Annotated in this window: 11 protein-coding genes; 8 read left to right on the top strand and 3 right to left on the bottom strand. The window is 68.4% G+C overall.

Features of this window, described 5'->3' with window-relative positions; translation table 11 throughout:
* Positions 1-50: 50 nt before the first annotated feature.
* The 5 genes from H5393_RS02650 to H5393_RS02630 all read left to right on the top strand — a co-directional run bounded on the left by H5393_RS02650 (position 51) and on the right by H5393_RS02630 (position 5,960).
* Complete coding sequence (locus H5393_RS02650) at positions 51-1,877, top strand: DUF294 nucleotidyltransferase-like domain-containing protein (protein WP_182765404.1); 1,827 nt, start codon at positions 51-53, stop codon at positions 1,875-1,877.
* Positions 1,874-2,545: an exonuclease domain-containing protein gene (locus H5393_RS02645; RefSeq protein ID WP_182765403.1), complete on the top strand. Its 672-nt coding sequence runs from the start codon at positions 1,874-1,876 to the stop codon at positions 2,543-2,545. Before H5393_RS02650 ends, H5393_RS02645 begins: the two co-directional genes overlap by 4 nt.
* A gap of 72 nt (positions 2,546-2,617) precedes the next feature.
* Positions 2,618-4,369, top strand: a complete 1,752-nt coding sequence (locus H5393_RS02640; protein WP_182765402.1) for a DEAD/DEAH box helicase — start codon at positions 2,618-2,620, stop codon at positions 4,367-4,369.
* Positions 4,370-4,438: 69 nt separating this feature from the next.
* Positions 4,439-5,395 (top strand): glutathione S-transferase family protein, encoded by a 957-nt coding sequence (locus H5393_RS02635; protein ID WP_182765401.1) that lies wholly within the window; start codon positions 4,439-4,441, stop codon positions 5,393-5,395.
* 22 nt (positions 5,396-5,417) lie between these two features.
* Positions 5,418-5,960 (top strand): hypothetical protein, encoded by a 543-nt coding sequence (locus H5393_RS02630; RefSeq protein ID WP_182765400.1) that lies wholly within the window; start codon positions 5,418-5,420, stop codon positions 5,958-5,960.
* 37 nt (positions 5,961-5,997) lie between these two features.
* On the opposite strand, the gene H5393_RS02625 is transcribed toward H5393_RS02630, so the two are convergent.
* Positions 5,998-6,825 carry a uracil-DNA glycosylase gene (locus H5393_RS02625; protein ID WP_182765399.1) on the bottom strand — a complete coding sequence of 276 codons (828 nt, stop codon included), beginning with the start codon at positions 6,823-6,825 and terminating at the stop codon, positions 5,998-6,000.
* A gap of 73 nt (positions 6,826-6,898) precedes the next feature.
* On the opposite strand from H5393_RS02625, the gene H5393_RS02620 reads away from it, so the two are divergent.
* Positions 6,899-8,617, top strand: coding sequence for an NAD-dependent malic enzyme (locus H5393_RS02620; protein WP_182765398.1), 1,719 nt, complete (start codon positions 6,899-6,901; stop codon positions 8,615-8,617).
* 51 nt (positions 8,618-8,668) lie between these two features.
* Here H5393_RS02620 and H5393_RS02615 read toward each other — a convergent pair whose 3' ends face one another.
* On the bottom strand, positions 8,669-13,489 hold the full coding sequence (locus H5393_RS02615) for a GDSL-type esterase/lipase family protein (RefSeq protein ID WP_182765397.1): 4,821 nt from the start codon (positions 13,487-13,489) through the stop codon (positions 8,669-8,671).
* 146 nt (positions 13,490-13,635) lie between these two features.
* Positions 13,636-15,015 (bottom strand): glutamate--tRNA ligase, encoded by a 1,380-nt coding sequence (gene gltX, locus H5393_RS02610; RefSeq protein WP_370585937.1) that lies wholly within the window; start codon positions 15,013-15,015, stop codon positions 13,636-13,638.
* Between the two features lie 152 nt (positions 15,016-15,167).
* Here gltX and H5393_RS02605 point away from each other — a divergent pair, with 152 nt between their 5' ends.
* Both H5393_RS02605 and H5393_RS02600 read left to right on the top strand, forming a co-directional pair.
* Positions 15,168-15,773 carry a DUF4112 domain-containing protein gene (locus H5393_RS02605; RefSeq protein ID WP_182765395.1) on the top strand — a complete coding sequence of 202 codons (606 nt, stop codon included), beginning with the start codon at positions 15,168-15,170 and terminating at the stop codon, positions 15,771-15,773.
* Positions 15,774-15,797: 24 nt separating this feature from the next.
* Positions 15,798-17,477 carry a glutamine--tRNA ligase/YqeY domain fusion protein gene (locus H5393_RS02600; protein WP_182765394.1) on the top strand — a complete coding sequence of 560 codons (1,680 nt, stop codon included), beginning with the start codon at positions 15,798-15,800 and terminating at the stop codon, positions 17,475-17,477.
* Positions 17,478-17,629 lie beyond the last annotated feature (152 nt).

The raw sequence follows: 17,629 nt of genomic DNA, 5'->3' as shown, positions 1-17,629 counted from the left end.
CCACGCAGAAGCTAGGCTGGGCGAGACGCTTCTGATCAAGGGGGATCACCGTGTCCGAGTTGGCCGAAACCATCCAGTTCCTCGCGGCCCGCGAGCCCTGGTCGCTGCTGAGCGCCTCGCAGATCGAGTCTTTCGCACGCCGCGCCGTGGGGCAGTACGTCCGACGCGGAGACGTGGTGCTGGCCGCGGGGCAGGCGCCCTTGGCGATGTTCGTAGTGCGGTCGGGAGCCGTCGAGATCATCGACGCCAACGGTGTGCTGATCGACCATGACGAACAGGGCGATTGCTTCGGCCAGTCGTCGATCCTCGAGGAGCGGCCCTCCCGGTTCACGTTCACGGCCATCGAGGATTCGCTGCTGTGGTCGTTCGCCCCGGAGGTGGTGCGCGAGCTCGTCGCCTTCCCGGAGGTGCGGCGCTTCTTCACGGAGGCCCGGCTGGGTGACGCGACGCGCCACGTGCCGGAGGGTGGGCCGGTGCTGCAGGTGCCGGTGCGCGAGATGATCACCCGCTCCCCCATCACCATCGATCTCGGGCACACCGTCCGGCAGGCCGCCAGCGCCATGACCGAACACCGCGTGAGCGCCATCCTCGTCACCCGCGGCGACGGCGACCTCGCCGGCATCCTCACCGACCGCGACCTGCGTCGCGTGGTGGCCGACGGCATCGACGTGGACAGCCCTCTGTCGGCGGTGATGAGCCACACCCCGTTCACGATCGGCGCGGATGCGCTGGCGCTCGACGTGCTGCTGTCCCTCGTCCAGCACAAGATCCACCACCTCCCCGTGCTCGAGGACGACAGGGTGCTGGGAATGGTCACCTCCGGCGACCTCATGCGCCTGGAGCGCTCCAGCCCCCTGTACATGGTGGGTGACCTGGCCAGGCAGCACGATGTCGCCGGGCTGGTGAAGGTGATGGGCAGGATCCCGAACCTGGTGGGCAGGCTGCTGCGCCAGGACGCCACCGCCGAGGACATCACACGCATCATCAGCCGCACCACCGAGGCGCTGGCCCAGCGCATCGCCGAGATGGGCGAGGCCCAGCTGGGCGCGCCCCCGGTGCCCTACGCCTGGGTGGCGCTCGGCTCGTTGGCCCGGCAGGAGCAGGCGTTGGGCTCGGACCAGGACCACGCCTTCATCCTCAGCGACGACGCGCTACCGGAGCACGACGAGTACTTCGCGGCGCTGGCCGAGTACTGCACCGCCGCCCTGGTGGAGTGCGGTTTCCCGCGCTGCCGGGGAGAGGCGATGGCCACCAACCCGCGGTGGCGGATGCCTGTGCGCGAGTGGCAGCGCACCTTCTCGAACTGGCTGGCCGCCCCGACGTCGGAAGCGGTGCTGAACTCGTCCATCTTCTTCGACATGCGGCCCCTCCACGGCGACCACACCCTCTACACCGCGCTCCAGCAGCGCGTGCTGCGGGCCGCCCCGGAATCCACCCGCTTCCTCGGCCACCTGGCCAAGCACGCCAACGCGGCCGAGGTCCCCGTCGGGTTCCTCCGCGGTTTCGTCGTGGAGAAGCGTGGCCAGCACCGCGACCGGCTCGACATCAAGCTGGGCGGCATCAACCCCATCGTCGACGTGGCCCGGATCTACGCGCTGCGCTGGGGATTGCCGCAGGTCAGCACCCGCGCCCGGCTCGCCGCCGCGGCTGAGCACGGCGCAGAGGTGGAGAACCTGCTCGATGCCCACGAGTTCCTCGGCTACATCCGGCTGCAGCACCAAGGTCGCCAGGTGGCCGCCGGCAGCGAACCCGACAACCACGTGAACCCCGAGGACCTGTCCGACTTCGAACGCAGATCGCTGCGCGATGCGTTCGTGATCGTCGGCAAGGCGCAGGCGGCGCTCAACGTGGCGTTCCAGACGCAGTTCATCTCATGAGGTGGTCCCTCAGGCGCAGCAACGCCGGGCTGTCCGACAGGGTCCCCGAGGGCGGACTCAGGCGCTACCTGCAGACCGAGCCCCCGCCGCGGAACACGCCCATCGACCAGGTGCCACTCCTCGCGGTGGACTTCGAGACCACGGGTCTCATTCCGGGCACCGACAAGGTCATCTCGGTAGGCATGGTCGACGTGGACGGCCTGCGCATCCCCATGGGCAGCGCCACCAACTACCTCGTCAACCCCGGGGAGGGCGTGGGCCAGTCCGCGATCATCCACCAGCTCACCGACGACGAGGTGCTCGCGCACGGCGTGACCACCGAGGAGGCCCTCGACAGGCTGTTCCACCGCCTCGCCGGGAGGGTGCTGCTCGCGCACCACGCGACGATCGAGGTGGGGTTCATCGCCGCAGCGGTCAAGCGCGTCTACGACGTGAGTGTCACCCTGCGCGCCGTCGACACCCTCGGGCTCGGGCTGCGGGCGCTCGGCATGGACGAAGACCATCCGCGTGATGCCCTGCGCCTCTGGAAGCTCCGCCGAAGGGCCGGACTGCCGAGCTACAAGGGCCATGACGCTGTCGTAGACGCCCTCGCCTGCGCTGAGTTGTACCTGGCGCTGGCCCAGGAGTTGCAGCTCCGGGATCTGGGCGCGGCCCTGCGCCTCTCCTGACGCCGACGGCAGGTCAAGCGGACACGCGGATGCTTTGCAAGGTGGGGTTGGGGGGTTAAAGTCGGGCCGCGTATGTCCTCCTCGGCTCTCGACCACCTCTCCCCCGCCTTCCCCCAGCGCGCCGCCTGGGGCACTGCGTCGTCCTTGCGCGCCTGGCAGCAGGAGGCACTGGACCAGTACGAGCGGGACCAGCCCAAAGATTTCCTCTGTGTCGCCACGCCCGGCGCAGGCAAGACCACCTTCGCCCTGCGCGTCGCCCTCACGCTGCTACAGACCCGGAGGGTCCGGCGGATCGTCGTGGTGACACCCACTGAGCACCTGAAGGTCCAGTGGGCCGATGCCGCAGCCCGGGTCGGCATCCAGCTCGACCCGGGGCTCGGAGGCTCCTCGAAGCGGGGACGCTCGCGGGAGTTCCACGGCTCCGCGGTCACCTACGCTGGCGTGGCCGCCCGCTCCTACGTCTACGAGGCACTCTGCCACTCGCAGGAGACGTTGGTGATCTTCGACGAGATCCACCACGCCGGCGACTCCAGGAGCTGGGGCGAGGCCATCGTCTACGCCTTCACGCCCGCGGCCCGCCGCCTGTCGCTGACCGGTACCCCGTTCCGCTCCGACGAGAACCCGATTCCGTTCGTGGCCTACGACGAACTCGCCCCGGGCGTGAAGCAGTCGCGGGCGGATTACACCTACGGATACGCCGAGGCCCTGGCGGATTCCGTCGTGCGCCCCGTCATCTTCATGAATTACGGCGGCCCCATGCGGTGGCGCACCAAGTCCGGCGACGAACTCGAGCTCGACCTGGGCGTGCCCACCACCAAGGACCTCACCGCCCACGCGTGGCGCACCGCGCTGTCGCCCACCGGCGACTGGATCTCCGCGGTGCTGCGCGCTGCAGACCAGCGGCTCACCGAGGTGCGGCGGCATCTGCCTGATGCGGGCGGCCTCGTGATCGCCACCAACCAGACCACAGCCCGCGCCTACGCTCGGCTGCTGACCGAGATCACCGGGGCCAAACCCACGGTCGTGCTCTCCGACGACACCAAGGCCAGCGGCAGGATCGACGACTTCTCCGCCTCCGAGGACCGGTGGATGGTGGCGGTCCGGATGGTGTCCGAGGGCGTCGACGTGCCGCGGCTCGCCGTCGGCGTCTACGCGACGGCCACCTCCACCCCCCTGTTCTTCGCGCAGGCCGTCGGACGCTTCGTGCGTTCACGCCGCAAGGGCGAGGTGGCCACCGTCTTCCTCCCCACCGTCCCCGTGCTGTTGGCGCACGCCGCCACCTTGGAGAAGCAGCGCGACCACGTGCTGGGGCGCCCCAAGACCGACGAGACCGACATCTGGGCCGAGACCGAGGCGCTCATGGAGGCCGCGAACCGCTCGGAGTCGGCCTCCGACGACCTGTTCGGCGAGTTCGAGGCGCTCGAATCCAAAGCGACCTTCGACCACGTCCTGTTCGATTCCCAGGCCTTCGGCATGCATGCGGAGCCCACCAGCCAGGACGAGGCCGATTACCTGGGCCTGCCCGGCCTGCTCGATGCGGGCCAGGTCAGCCAACTCCTCGCGGAACGGCAGCGCCGCCAGATGCGCCGCCGCGAGCGCGAGGACACGAAGGCGGAGCCGGAGGTTGCGCTCCACCGGGCCATGGCCTCGAAACGCAAGGAGCTCAACTCGCTGGTCAGCCAGTACGCCCGGCTGAAGGGCGTGCCGCACAGCCATGTGCACGCCGACCTCCGGCGGGAGTGCGGTGGCCCGCCGCTGGCCAAGGCCTCGCAGGCGGAGGTGGAGGAACGGGTCAGGTCCATCCGGGCGTGGTTGCGCGGCTGACCTTGGGCCTGCAGCACAAGATTCCTCCCCGCTCTGGAATTAAGTTGAAACGTAAACTATGATGGGCGCATGAGCGAACAGCAAGAGCATTCCACTGGCGGCGTCTATTCCTCCAAGGGCAAAGAGTTCAGCCGCGACACCCGCTACATCGAGACCCGGATCGTCGCCGAGCCCCGTGAGGGCACCGACGACTACCCCGCCGTGCCGAACCGCTACCGCCTGATCGCCGCCTACGCGTGCCCCTGGGCCAACCGCGCCATCATCGTGCGCGAACTGCTGGGCCTCGAGGACGTCATCTCGATGGGCAACCCAGGCCCCACTCACGACGCGGATTCCTGGACGTTCGACCTGGATCCCGACGGCGTCGACCCGGTGCTGGGCATCGCCAAGCTCAAGGAGGCCTACGAGAAGCGTTTCCACGGCTACCCGCGCGGCATCACCGTGCCCGCCATCGTGGACGAGACCACCGGCGAGGTGGTGACCAACAACTTCCCGCAGATCACCGAGGACCTCTACTTCGAGTGGCAGCAGTTCCACAAGGAGGGAGCCCCCAACCTCTGGCCGGACGACGTCCGCGAGGAGATGGAGGAGGTCATGCAGCGCGTCTACACCGAGGTGAACAACGGCGTGTACCGCTGCGGGTTCGCCGGCTCCCAGGAGGCCTACGACGCCGCCTACGACAGGCTCTGGACGGCCATGGACTGGCTCGAGGAGCGCCTGGGCGGCCGCCGCTACCTGATGGGCGATCAGATCACCGAGGCCGACGTGCGGCTCTTCACCACCCTGGTGCGCTTCGATGCCGTGTACCACGGCCACTTCAAGGCCAACCGCAACAAGCTCAGCGAGATGCCCAACCTGTGGGGTTACGCCCGCGACCTGTACCAGACGCCCGGCTTCGGCAACAACGTGGAGTTCGACCAGATCAAGGACCACTACTACATCGTCCACACGGACCTCAACCCCCTGGGCATCGTGCCGAAGGGTCCGGACCTGGGCGGCTGGGACACCCCGCACGGCCGAGGCTGACCCAAGTAGACTTGAACGCGTGATGACAAGCAACGATGCGGTGCGCCGTCCAGACGGCCGCCGGCGGCTCGCCGAGTGGTTCGCAGCCGTCGTCGCATCCAGGGCAGGGGCCCCGGGTGCGGCCACCGGCCCGTCGGCGCGCGTGCAGTCCGTCAAGGAGGAGTTCGCAGCACTCCGCTCCAACCTCATCTACCGCATCGAACACTCCGCCCTGTTCGATGACGCGGCGTTGCTCACCAGGGAGTTCCACCTGGCGCTGATGCGCTGGGAGGACGCGCAGGACAACAACGACGACGACCTGTTGCAGCGCGCCGCGTCGGAGGTGGAGTTCTCGTTCCGCACGGCGAGGTCGCACGCGGAGACCGTCGGGCTCACGCACCTGCCGGCCGGCTCCCGCGCCAAGGCAGACCGCGCGATCCGCGCCGTGCGCCTGGCAGAGCGCGCAGCCAGCGAGGAGGAGCGCGAGGAGGCCGTCGCCCACGTGGCAGGCCTGCTCGACGCGCTGTCTCTATACTACCTACCGTCGCCCACCGAGGTGCCCCACCTGCTGGGCACGACCCCCTGACCCGGACCCGTGCGGCCCCACCGGAGGGTCGGCGGGCTCACAGGCTCCGCAGCACCGCGTCCAGCATCTCTTCGGTGAGCCTGCCCGTGAACGTGTTCTGCTGGCTCACGTGGTAGCACCCCACCAGCGCCACCTCCCGCCCTTCCGGAGTGCGAAGCGTGGCGCGGGCCCCGTGCCCGAACCTCGGTTTGGGTTTCGGCACCTCCCACCCGGCGTGCCGCACGGCCGCCAGCGTGGCGTCCCACCCGATGCCGCCCAGGCACATGATGGAGCGCACATGCGGGGCCGAGACCCCCAGATCCGCATCGAGCCAGGGCGCGCAGGCCCGCTTCTCCTCGGTGGTCGGCTTGTTCTGCGGCGGAGCGCACCGCACCGTCGCCACGATCCGCACCCCGATCAATTCCAACCCGTCGCCGGCGTGCTGCGACGTGGGCTGCGTCGCCATGCCTGCCCGGTACAGCGCGGCGTAGAGCCAGTCCCCCGACCGGTCGCCTGTGAAGTTGCGCCCCGTCCGGTTCGCGCCGTTGGCCGCCGGCGCCAGGCCGACGATCAGGACCGGGGCGTCGGTGGGCCCCAGCGCCGGAGCGGGCCGGCCCCAGTACGGCTGGTCCGCGAACGACGCCCGCTTCTGCACCGCCACCAACTCGCGCCACTCAACGAGGCGGGGACAGGCGCGGCACACCGAGACCCGCGCGTCGAGCTCCCGCGGCGCGATGCCTCGCGCCAGCCGGGCAACGTCGTCGGGGGTGTGGGCCACCGGGGTCGACGGCGTGGCCGGGTCACCGGGCCAGCCGGTGCCCGGCGGCACCGGGGAGGCGAACAGCTGCCCGGTGATGGGGTGCGGGAGATGAGGCGACGGGCGCATGGGGCGACTCTAGTTCGGTCCCAGCCCGCCGGACGTCGCAACCTCGCCACCTCGCCAGCACTAGGGTGGGCGTATGCCCAAGCGCCAATACGAGTCCCTCCCCGGCAGTCACGGATCCCGCGTCCGCATCAAGACCCGCGGCGGGGCGGTACTGCGTGATCCGCGCATCAACCGGGGTACGGCATTCACCCACGACGAGCGGGAGAAGCTCGGCCTGACCGGCCTGTTGCCCAGCCACGTGACGCCACTCGAGGCGCAGCTGCACCGCTCCTACATGCGCTTCAAGAACGCGACCACCCCCCTGTCGAAGTTCTCGTATCTCCAGGGCCTGCGGGAGCGCAACTCCGTGCTGTTCTACCGGCTCCTCAGCGAACACCTGGAAGAGGTGATGCCGGTGGTCTACACCCCCACCATCGGCGAGGCGATCAAGGAGTTCAGCTTCTGGTTCCAGACCATGGACGGCGTCTTCCTATCGATCGACCGACCGGAGCTGGTGGAGGCCTCCCTCCGCGCCACGGAACTGGGCGCCGACGACGTCGACATCCTCATCGTGACGGACTCCGAGGGCATCCTCGGCATCGGCGACCAGGGCGTGGGCGGCATCCAGATCTGCAACGGGAAGAAGTCGCTGTACACGGCCGCCGCGGGCATCGACCCCGACCGCATGCTCTCAGTGGTCCTCGACGTGGGCACGGACAACCTCAAGCTGCTCAATGACGAGTTGTACTTGGGCGAGCGGCACGCGCGCGTCCGTGGTGAGCGCTACGACGCCTTCGTCGCCTCGTTCGTCGCGGCGGCCCAGACCGTCTTCCCCAACGCCATGATCCACTGGGAGGATTTCGGCGCCAGCAACGCGCACCGCCTCCTCGACGCCTACCGCGGCGACATCTGCACCTTCAACGACGACATCCAGGGCACCGCGGCCGTCGTGGCGAGCGCGATCCTGGCGGGTGTCCAGGCCAAGCGGGAAAAGCTCGGCCAGCAGCGCTTCGTCATCCACGGCGGCGGCACGGCAGGCGTCGGGATCGCCGACCTGCTCGTCGACCTGCTCGTCAAGGAGGGGCTCACCCAGGACGAGGCGCGCAGGCTGTTCTGGGTGACCAGCAGCCGCGGTCTCGTCACCGACGACGCCACCCAGCGCTTCCGCGACTTTCAGCGCCCGTACGCCAGGGGCATCGGCGAACTGGGTGAGTGGGACCTCAACCACCCCGGTGTCTACACGCTGGCCGACATCGTGCGCAACGTGCATCCCACCGTCCTGATCGGCACCTCGGGGCAGCCTGATTCCTTCTCCGAGGACATCATCCGCGACATGGCCGCCCACGTGGAGCGCCCGCTCATCCTGCCGCTGTCCAACCCGACGACGCTCGCCGAGGCCCTGCCGGAGGACCTACTGGAGTGGACGCACGGCCGGGCCCTCATCGCCACGGGCTCACCGTTCCAGCCGGTGCTCCGCGACGAAACGACCTACACCATCGCGCAGGCGAACAACGCCCTGGTGTTCCCCGGCCTGGGTCTGGGCGTGGCGGTTTGCAACGCTGAACGGGTGACCGACTCGATGATCGCGGCCTCTGCGGAGGCCGTGGCCTCGCTGGCCGAGGCCCGGCAGCTAGGGCAGTCGCTGCTGCCCAGCATCAACGACCTGCGGCGCGTCTCCGCGACGGTGGCCATCGCCGTCGCACGGGCTGCAGAGGCCGACGGTGTGGCCAGGGAACCTCTCACCAACCCGGTGCAGCAGGTGTTCGAGTCCATGTGGATGCCGAAGTACCCGGAACTCGTCTTCGACGAATAGTCCCGCGCCCCCTCCGGCCCGGCGTAGGTGCCCGGCCGGAGAGTGCATGGGTCACTGCCGGCGCTCGGGTCCTCCGAACATGACGATGTTGTTGAACACCCACTGGTTGCTCTGGCTGAAGGTGTAGCCACCCGCAGGCTTCGCCGTGGCCGCGTACACCGTCGTCCACGTGTACGAACGGCACGCGCCCCTACCGGTGGCGGGGGTGTCACACTCGGTCTTCCAATGCCTGCCGGCAGAAGTGAACACACCGTTCGTGGTCGAATCGAGGTCACCCAACGGGTTGCCCTTCCACGCCTGACGCGTCATGTACGGCAGGTACGTCAGGTTGTTGAACGCCCACCCCGACTCGCGGACGAACTGGCCGTTCTCGACCTTTACCACAGTGGCCCAGATCTCCGTGCGGCAGCGCTGGGTCTGCGAGTAGGACTCACACTGCGTGAACCACTCACGACCGTTGAACAGGTGCTTGCCCGGCAGCGTGTACGGCACCGTCGGGACGTACTTGTCCGAGGCCGGCGTGGTCGTCGGCTTGCCCGAGGGCGTGACCGTCGGCTTGACCGAAGGCTTCACCGACGGACTCGGCGACGGGCTCGGCGACACCGACGGCGAAACGCTGGGCGTCGGAGAGGCCGAGGGTGAAGGCGACGGATCGGGAGCATCCTCCAGCGGCAGCGTGATGGTGCCGCTGAAGGTGTTCGACACGTTTCGGTCGCCGTTGGCTGCCGCCACGGTGCCTGACAGGGTGAACGCCCCGTCGGCAGCGGTGAGCGCTGCAACATCGGTGGTGGTCAGCGTGTGGCTGCCGTTGGTCGTCAGCTGTGCCCCACGCGCCAACTTGTCGGCCGTCGCCGCCCCGGTCACCGATGTCAGGTCGACGTTGCCCGTATTGGCGATCACGTCACGGAACGCGACCTGATCACCCACCGACGCCACGCCGTCGGCGTCGGAGTCGACGAACGTCAGCGTGCGGGTGCCGGCGATGGCGGGCTTGCGGTCGATGACGTTCACCAGGGAACCGGGCACGTTGATGGTCAGCTTCGGTAGCACCGTGCCGGAGGCCGGGTGGACCTCCCACACCGTCGCCGGGTCGAAGTAGCCGCGCGCGATGTCCTCCGCCGTGACCACGTGAGCCGACGTGGTGCACACGTAGGAACCGCCGGCGGGCAGTGCGCTGTAGCGGCAGTTACCCGCGCCGTCGGCCTGGACGAACGGAGTGAACGGGCCGCTGATCGGCTCGATCCGCTGCGTCACGTTGCCCGTCGACTGCACCGTGAAGTCGAATCCGACGCGTGCGCCGACCGTGTATGGGTTGGTGGCGAGGTTGCGCGACTGGTACGCAGCGTTGGCGGCGCCAGTGATCGTCGCCCCCAGCTTGGGATCGGCGCCGACCTGGATCCGGGCGTCGCCGCGCAGGTCGAACGTGCCGGCCTTCAGCTCCACGTCACCGACGTGACTTGCGTCCGGGGATCCGGCCGGAATGGCCAGCGTGAGTTCCACCGTGATCGAGGCACCCGGCGCGACCGCCGGGGTGGCGACCTCAGGGCTCACCCAGCCGTTCCGGAGGCGCAGCAGCGCCGAGCCCGCGGGGAGGGTCCGGGTGTCGTCGTTGCGGACGGTCACCGGAACCTTCACGCTCTGTCCGGCTTGGCCCTTGGCGACAGTCTCCTGGAAGCCCGCCTTGAAGGGGTTGAGCCAGGCCTCGTCGAACGCGCCGTAGGAGATGTGGGCGTCCTGGGGCTCGAAGAGCACGCCGAAGGTGCCGTCCTGCAGGGCCAGCAGGTCGGAGTACATCATCGTGTCGGTGCGGAAGGTCTTGGCCACGGGCCAGGTCTTGCCCTCGTCGTAGGAGTACCAGATCGTGCCGTTGGTGCGGCTGGTCGCCCTCGCGTTGGACAAGAGCAGTTCCTTGGCGCGGTCGCTGCCAGCTTCCGCGTCGGGGTGCATCCGAATGATCGACGCGTTGTTGCGCGGGTCCAGCAGGGTTTCGTCGAGGACGCGCTCCGTCCAGGTGTGACCCCCGTCGTGCGAGTACGCCACCCAGCGCGCGTTCGCGCCACCGTTGTAGCGCGAGTTCATCATGAGGGTGCCGTCGCTGAGTTCCACGACCTTGTTCTCATCCATGTTCACGCCGATCATCTCGCCGCGCTGCCAGGTCTGGCCGTTGTCGTCGGAGTAGATCGAGTAGGCGTAGATCTGGAGGTCGGTGTTGCGCGAGGCGTACTGCTGGACGAGACGCCCCGCGTACTCGCCGCGGGTGATCTGGATGCCGTGACCCGACGTCGCGAACTGGCCCAGGACGTTGGCCGGCTTCACGACCTCCGTGAGGGAGCGCTGCACCCACGTGTGGCCGTTGTCCTTCGACACGGCGACGGCGGCGCTGATGACGTTGCGGTCACCGTCGTTGTTGCCGACCACCGAGCCGAAGACGCCCTGGTTCTTGGAATACACGTGGAAGTTGAACAGCGTGTCGGTCTCGGCGTCGTAGAGGTACGACGGATCCGAGTAGCCGAAGCGCCAGGCCCCCTGGTTGCTGGTTCCCCGGTGCGAACCGCGCGCGATGTAGGTCATCTCGCCCCAGGTCTTGCCCCCGTCGGTCGAGCGGCGCTGGACGATGGAGTTGGGGTTCGGAGAGTCGCCGCCGCCGGGCCGGCCGTCGTAGGAGGCGAGGATGTCGCCGTTGGGCAACTGGATGATGCCCGGGATGCGGTAGTTCGAGAACTCCTTGTCGGGCGACTGGAGCGCGACTGTGGCGAACTCCCCCATGCCGCGAGCAGGCATCTGGGGCTGGGTACCACCGTCGTAGTCGAGCGCCCAGATGCGTGAGGAGCCCGGCACGAGCTCGATCTGCGTCAGGACGAACTTGGCCAGGGACAGCTGACCCTTGTAGTTCAGCGTGCCGTCGGTGAACCACTGGTCCGCGATGGCGGGGCGCGCGGCGTTCTGCTGCGCGGCCCAGCGGTGCGCGTCGAGGAGGCCGACGCCGTCGCGGGCCGCCAGTGTCCGCAGGGACTCCGCGTAGGGAGCGGCCGCAGCGTCGAGCTGGGCCGGGGTCATGACGACCGCCACTGCACCGTCGGCCAGGATGGCGTCGATGACGGCGTCGACATTGGCGGTGAACTCGGCCACCGGCGCCTCCGCTGCGGTCACGTCGGGCGCGACGAAGACGGCATCGGGATTCTGCGGGACGACCTCGGCGGTATAGCGCTCGAGGAGGTCGGCGGACGTCAAGGCGTCCAGGGCTGCGTTGGAGACGTAACGCATCCGGTTGCGAATGTTCGCGGCCATGTCGCCGCGAAGCACCTCTTCCAGGGCCTGCACGTAGTTCTTCGCGAAGATCGGTTCGGTGACGCCGGCGGTGGTTGCGCCGCCCAGGAACGACCACATGGTCGCCTCCGAGTTGGGGTACAGCGGCTTGAGCAGCGCCGCCGCGGTCTGGTTGGCCGGGATCAGATCGATGTAGTCGATCTCCCCGGCGTAGTACCACCGCGGGAGCGTCGTGACGCCGGTTGCGCCCGCCGTCAAGGTGGTGAGTGCGAACCGGTCGGGGTTCAACTCGTTGGGGCTGGACAGGGGTCCGTTCAGGTCGGTGGTGCCGTCGATGGTCCAGCTCAGGGCGTTCGCGCTGAAGTTGACTGAGAGCACGTGCCACTGGCCGTCGTTGACGGTGCGTGCGCCCGTGTGCCAGTTGTAGCCGCTGCCGAAATCGCGGCCGATGCGCACGCGGTTGTTGAAGAGCGTGACTTCGAGGCGTTTGCCGTCGGGGCCGGCGAGTCCGGCGAGCACCATCGTCTGCCCGCTCGCGAACGTGGCAGACGTGCGGAAGCGGATGTTGACCTTGCCGTTGGACGAGGCCGCGAACGCCGAGATGTCCCCGCCGTAGTTCAGGGCAGTGGTGCCGTTGAAGGTGGTGGCGACGTTCCACTCGACGACGCCGGGCGCCTCGGAACCGCGCTCGCCTTGGCTGGCGAGCGTGTAGGTCTCGTCGATCTCGGGACCGGTGCGGGGCACGCTCACGACGTCGCCGCTGGTGGCCAGCTCCGAGGCGGGGTCGAGGAGGCCGAGGGAGTCGAGAGCTACGCGGGCCCAGCGGAGGTGGCCGTGCTCGTTCGGGTGGATCTCGTCGTTCATGATGGCGGGGTGCGACAAGCCGCCCTGGCTGATCTCGCGCCAATATGTGGCGACGTCGACCATCAACACGTCGTCTTCAACGGCGAGTTCACGCACGGCGGTGAAGTAGATCTCGAGGTTGGTGTTCATCTGAGCGTTCTGGGTACCGTTCTGCGTCTGCAGCACGGGGATCCCTCCCGCCGTGCGAATGGCGGCGACGGCCCGCTTGAGTTCGGCGCGGAACTGGTCCAGCGGCACGAGAGGCGCGTTCTGTCGGCCGTCGTTCATGGCCAGCGCGATCATCACGACGTCGGCCTGGCGGTCGGTGACCCAGGAATCGAAGTTGAGGTCGAGGCACGGCTGGCTGGGATCGCCCGCGGGGCAGATGGTGCGGCCGGACGACACGGCGGTGTTCAGCACCACGTCCTGGGAGCGGTCGTGGCCGTTGACGGGCGTGGTGCGCAGGTACTGGTCGAAGTACTCGGTGTAACGCTTGTAGCCGTTGGTGTGGACGATGCCATGGGTGATCGAGTCTCCGGTGAACAGCCAGCGCATGGGCTCGGCCTGCGCGAGTCGCTGCTCGAGATCCTGGTGGTCCGGCAGTGAAACGTTGAGCTGCTTCCAGCCCGCCGTTGTCGTGGGCAGCTGTGCCGCCGTCGCCGCCTGACCGGGGGTGAGCCCCAGGATGAGCGCGAGGCCGAGGAAGAGGCTTGTCGCGTATCGGGTCAGTGGCGCTCGGCGCACACTGGATTGCTTGACCATCGAATCTCCATCGCCGTCGGTGGAACGCCGGCGGCCCACACTTCCGGCGCCGGAGAATTTACGTGGGTTCGATGATGCCTGTGACGGTCTCCAACGTCTCGAAACAATCACTCTTCATGCGCGCATGGGAGCGCCCTTCCGTGCCCTCACAAGGTGGTGCGCAGCGCCCGCAACCGTTCCAGCGAAGACTCCCGCCCGAGGATCTCCATGGACTCGAACAGTGGCGGCGACACCCGGCGGCCCGAGATCGCGACGCGGATCGGCGCGAAGGCGAACTTCGGCTTGATGCCCATGCCCTCCACGAGGCGCTCCTTCAGTGCGGTCTGGATGGAATCGGTGTCGAACGGCACCTGCTCGGCCACCGCGATGGCGGCGTCCAGCACCTCGGCGGCGTTGTCGGGCAACGCGGCTGCAGCGTCGTCGGCGACGGTGAGTTCGCCGTCGGCCACGAAGAGGTAGTCCAGTTGAGGCAGGGCGTCCTTCAGCAGCACGAGCCGCTCCTGGATGATCGGTACCGCCTTGCGCAGCACGGCCACCTGCTCCCCGGACGGGGTCCAGTGCGCCTCCTCGAAGGCCATGATCCGGTCCGCCAGTTCTTCGGCGGACAACGAGCGGAGGTAGTGGCCGTTGAGCCAGTCGAGCTTCTTCAGGTCGAAGATGGGGCCGACGGGGTTCACCTTCGCCCAGTCGAACTCCTCGACGAACTGATCGAAGGTCTTGACCTCCTGCTCGTCGTCACCGGCGTACCCGAGCAGCTGCAGGAAGTTGCGCACCGCCTCCGGGAGGTAGCCCTCCTCCTTGAACCACATGAGACGGGCGGCAGGGTTCTTCCGCTTGGAGATCTTCGACTTGTCCGTGTTGCGCAGCAGCGGCATGTGGGCGAACTGCGGCAGTTCCCAGCCCAACCACTGGTACAGCAGGACGTGCTTCGGCGTCGAGGAGATCCACTCCTCGCCGCGCACCACCGTGGTGATACCCATGAGGTGGTCGTCGACCACGACGGCCATGTGGTAGGTCGGGAAACCGTCGGCCTTCAGGATCACCTGGTCGTCGGGGCGGGGTGCCTTCACCTCGCCGCGCACGATGTCCTGGAACGTCAGCGGCACGTCGTCGGGGATGAGCATCCGCACGACAGGGGTCTCGGAGAAGCCGGCCAGCTGGGCGCGCTCGTCGCGGGTCATCCCGTGGCACAGTCGGTCGTAGCCCGTGACCGAGGCCTTGGACTGCTCCTGCTCGCGGCGCAGCTCGACGAGCCGCTCGGACGAGCACCAGCAGTAATAGGCATGCCCGGCCTCGACCAACTGCTCGACGAACGGCCGGTAGGTGGTCAGCCGCTCCGACTGGCGGTAGGGGCCGTGCTCGCCGCCCACGTGCGGGCCCTCGTCAGGCTGCAGGCCCAGCCAGGCCAGGGATTCGTAGATCTGGTCCTCAGAACCCGCCACGAGGCGGGCCTGGTCCGTGTCCTCGATCCGCAGGACGAACTGTCCCCCCGTCTTGCGGGCCCAGGCCAGGTCGAACAGAGCCATGAAGGCGGTTCCGACGTGGGGGTCTCCGGTGGGTGAGGGGGCGACGCGGGTGCGGGCGGGGATCACTGTTTCGCTCATAGTGGACCCAGCCTATCGGGCCTCACCCGTGAGGCTACTGGTCATGCCCCCCAACTCGCGCAACACTGGAGCGTATGAGTCAGGAACCGCCTCCCACGCCGGCCAGCGCCATCGAACGCGCGCGCAAGGTGGCCGAGCAGGCGCTGTCCGGTTCAACGACCGACCCGACGCTGAAGGCCGCGCGCGACCGGACGAAGCGGGACCTGGGCAACGTGCCGAAAGAATCGCCGGCGAAGCTGACCCGCGCCCTCTCGTACGTGCTCGACGACCTGGTGCAGGTGCCCGGTACCAAGATCCGCATCGGCGTGGACCCGGTGCTCTCGATCGTGCCGTGGGCCGGCACCGCCGTGGGAGCCGTGTTCGGCGGCAGCATCCTCGTCGACGCCATTCGGCTGCGTGCCCCCATCCCGGTCATCGGCCGCATGGCCTTCAACTCGCTGCTCGACTGGCTGCTCGGCATGATCCCCTTCGTCGGCGCCATCTTCGACGCGGCCTACCGCTCCAACAAGAAGAACCTCAAGCTCCTCAACGGAGCCATCGAGAACCGCGAACTGGTCAAGCAGTCCTCCGTCCGGTACTGGATCGCGGTGGGGGCCCTCGTGGCGGTGCTGCTGGCCGTCGTGATCGCCATCCCCATCCTGCTGATCCTGGGGCTCGCAGACCTTGCCGCCGCGCGGTAGCCGGAGCGTGCTAACTTACCCGTCATGACTCAGTCATCAGCCATGCCCTCGAACTTCATCTACGACGCGGTGCGAGCCGACGTCGAGCAGGGCAAGCGTGGCGGCCGGGTCCAGACCCGTTTCCCACCCGAGCCGAACGGCTACCTGCACATCGGGCACGCGAAGGCCATCGTGGTCGACTTCGGCGTCGCCACCGACTTCGGCGGCATCTGTCTGCTGCGGCTGGACGACACCAACCCGGAGACCGAGGAGACGAGCTTCGTCGACTCCATCATCGAGGACATCGAGTGGCTCGGCTACGAACCCGCCGATGTGCGCTACGCATCGGACTACTTCCAGAAGCTCTACGACTGGGCGGAGCAGCTCGTCGAGAAGGGCCTGGCCTACGTCGACGACCAGGACGGCGACGCAATCTCCGCAGGCCGCGGCGGGTTCGGCAAGCCGGGGGTCAACTCCCCGTATCGTGACCGCAGCATCGAGGAGAACCTCGACCTGTTCCGCAAGATGCGCGCCGGCCACTACGCCGACGGTTCGCGCGTGCTGCGCGCGAAGATCGACATGAATCACGAGAACATGCAGCTGCGTGATCCAGTGATGTACCGCATCCGCAAGGTTGCGCACCACCGCACCGGCGACGACTGGCCGATCTACCCCAACTACGACTGGGCCCATGGCCAGTCGGACGCGATCGAGGGCACCACGCATTCGTTGTGCACGCTCGAGTTCGAGTCGCACCGCCCGCTCTACGACTGGTTCCTGGAGCAGCTCGGCGTCGAGGACGGCCCGCGCCAGTACGAGTTCGCCCGCCTCGAGTTGACGCACACCATCACCTCGAAGCGCCGCCTGGCGCGGCTGGTGATGGACGGCGTCGTCGACGGCTGGGACGACGCCCGGATGCCGACGCTCCGCGGCCTGCGGCGCCGCGGCTACCCGGCGGCCGCCATTCGCCAGTTCATGCTCGAGGTGGGCACCACCCGCACGAACTCGCGCCAGTCCATCGAGGCGCTCGAATCCTACGTGCGCCGCGAACTCAACGCCACGGCCCAGCGCCGCATGGTGGTGCTCAACCCGTTGAAGCTGCGCATCACCAACTGGCCCCTCGACGACAGCGGGCAGCCGGTGGTGGAGCACTTCGAGGTGTCCAACAACCCGGAGCGCCCAGAGGACGGCACCCGCCAGGTGGAGTTCACGGGCGAGCTGTGGATCGAGCAGGACGACTTCCGCGAGGTCCCCCCGCCGAAGTACTTCCGCCTCTCCCCCGGCCGCGAGGTGCGCCTGCGCGGCGCCTACTTCGTGACCGCCACCGACGTGGTGAAGGACGAGAACGGCGAGGTCGTCGAGGTGCTGGCCACCTACGACCCCGCGTCGAAGGGCGGCAATTCGGCCGACGGGCGCAGGGTGAAGTCGACGATGCACTGGGTCTCGGCCGAGCATGCGGTACCGCTGCGGGCCGCGCTGTACGAACGGCTGTTCACGGCGGAGGCCCCCGGCGAGGCGACGGGCGAGGCGCTCGACGACCTCAACCCGAACTCGCGTCAGCTGGTCAACGGCTGGGCCGAGGAAGCGCTGGCAGACGCGGCGCCCGGCGAAGTGGTCCAGTTCGAGCGCCTCGGCTACTTCGCAGCCGACCTCGACGAGGACATGCTGTTCCACCGCACCGTCGGGCTGCGCGACGAATGGGCCGCCATCCAGAAGCGCGGCTGACACCCCCCCCCCATACTGATGCGGGCCCCCGAGTTGTTCCGGGGCCCGCATTCGCTATTCACCGGCAGTATGCAGGTGCGGAGACTCGCAGTCTCCAGGAAGACGCGAAGAAGGCCTCGGAGCTTGTGCTCCGAGGCCTTCGGCTATTCCGC

It is taken from the genome of Tessaracoccus sp. MC1756, assembly GCF_014164735.1.
In the GTDB taxonomy this organism is placed as follows: domain Bacteria; phylum Actinomycetota; class Actinomycetes; order Propionibacteriales; family Propionibacteriaceae; genus Arachnia.
This window is presented reverse-complemented; position numbering and strand designations above follow the sequence as displayed.

What these genes read in the sequence shown, in the direction of transcription:
- H5393_RS02630 (WP_182765400.1), top strand. Translation starts at nt 5,418, where the DNA reads ATGACAAGCAACGATGCGGTGCGCCGTCCAGACGGCCGCCGGCGGCTC.
- H5393_RS02625 (WP_182765399.1), bottom strand. Translation starts at nt 6,825, where the DNA reads ATGCGCCCGTCGCCTCATCTCCCGCACCCCATCACCGGGCAGCTGTTC.
- H5393_RS02605 (WP_182765395.1), top strand. Translation starts at nt 15,168, where the DNA reads ATGAGTCAGGAACCGCCTCCCACGCCGGCCAGCGCCATCGAACGCGCG.
- H5393_RS02600 (WP_182765394.1), top strand. Translation starts at nt 15,798, where the DNA reads ATGACTCAGTCATCAGCCATGCCCTCGAACTTCATCTACGACGCGGTG.
- H5393_RS02640 (WP_182765402.1), top strand. Translation starts at nt 2,618, where the DNA reads ATGTCCTCCTCGGCTCTCGACCACCTCTCCCCCGCCTTCCCCCAGCGC.
- H5393_RS02620 (WP_182765398.1), top strand. Translation starts at nt 6,899, where the DNA reads ATGCCCAAGCGCCAATACGAGTCCCTCCCCGGCAGTCACGGATCCCGC.
- H5393_RS02615 (WP_182765397.1), bottom strand. Translation starts at nt 13,489, where the DNA reads ATGGTCAAGCAATCCAGTGTGCGCCGAGCGCCACTGACCCGATACGCG.
- H5393_RS02635 (WP_182765401.1), top strand. Translation starts at nt 4,439, where the DNA reads ATGAGCGAACAGCAAGAGCATTCCACTGGCGGCGTCTATTCCTCCAAG.
- gltX (WP_370585937.1), bottom strand. Translation starts at nt 15,015, where the DNA reads ATGGCTCTGTTCGACCTGGCCTGGGCCCGCAAGACGGGGGGACAGTTC.
- H5393_RS02645 (WP_182765403.1), top strand. Translation starts at nt 1,874, where the DNA reads ATGAGGTGGTCCCTCAGGCGCAGCAACGCCGGGCTGTCCGACAGGGTC.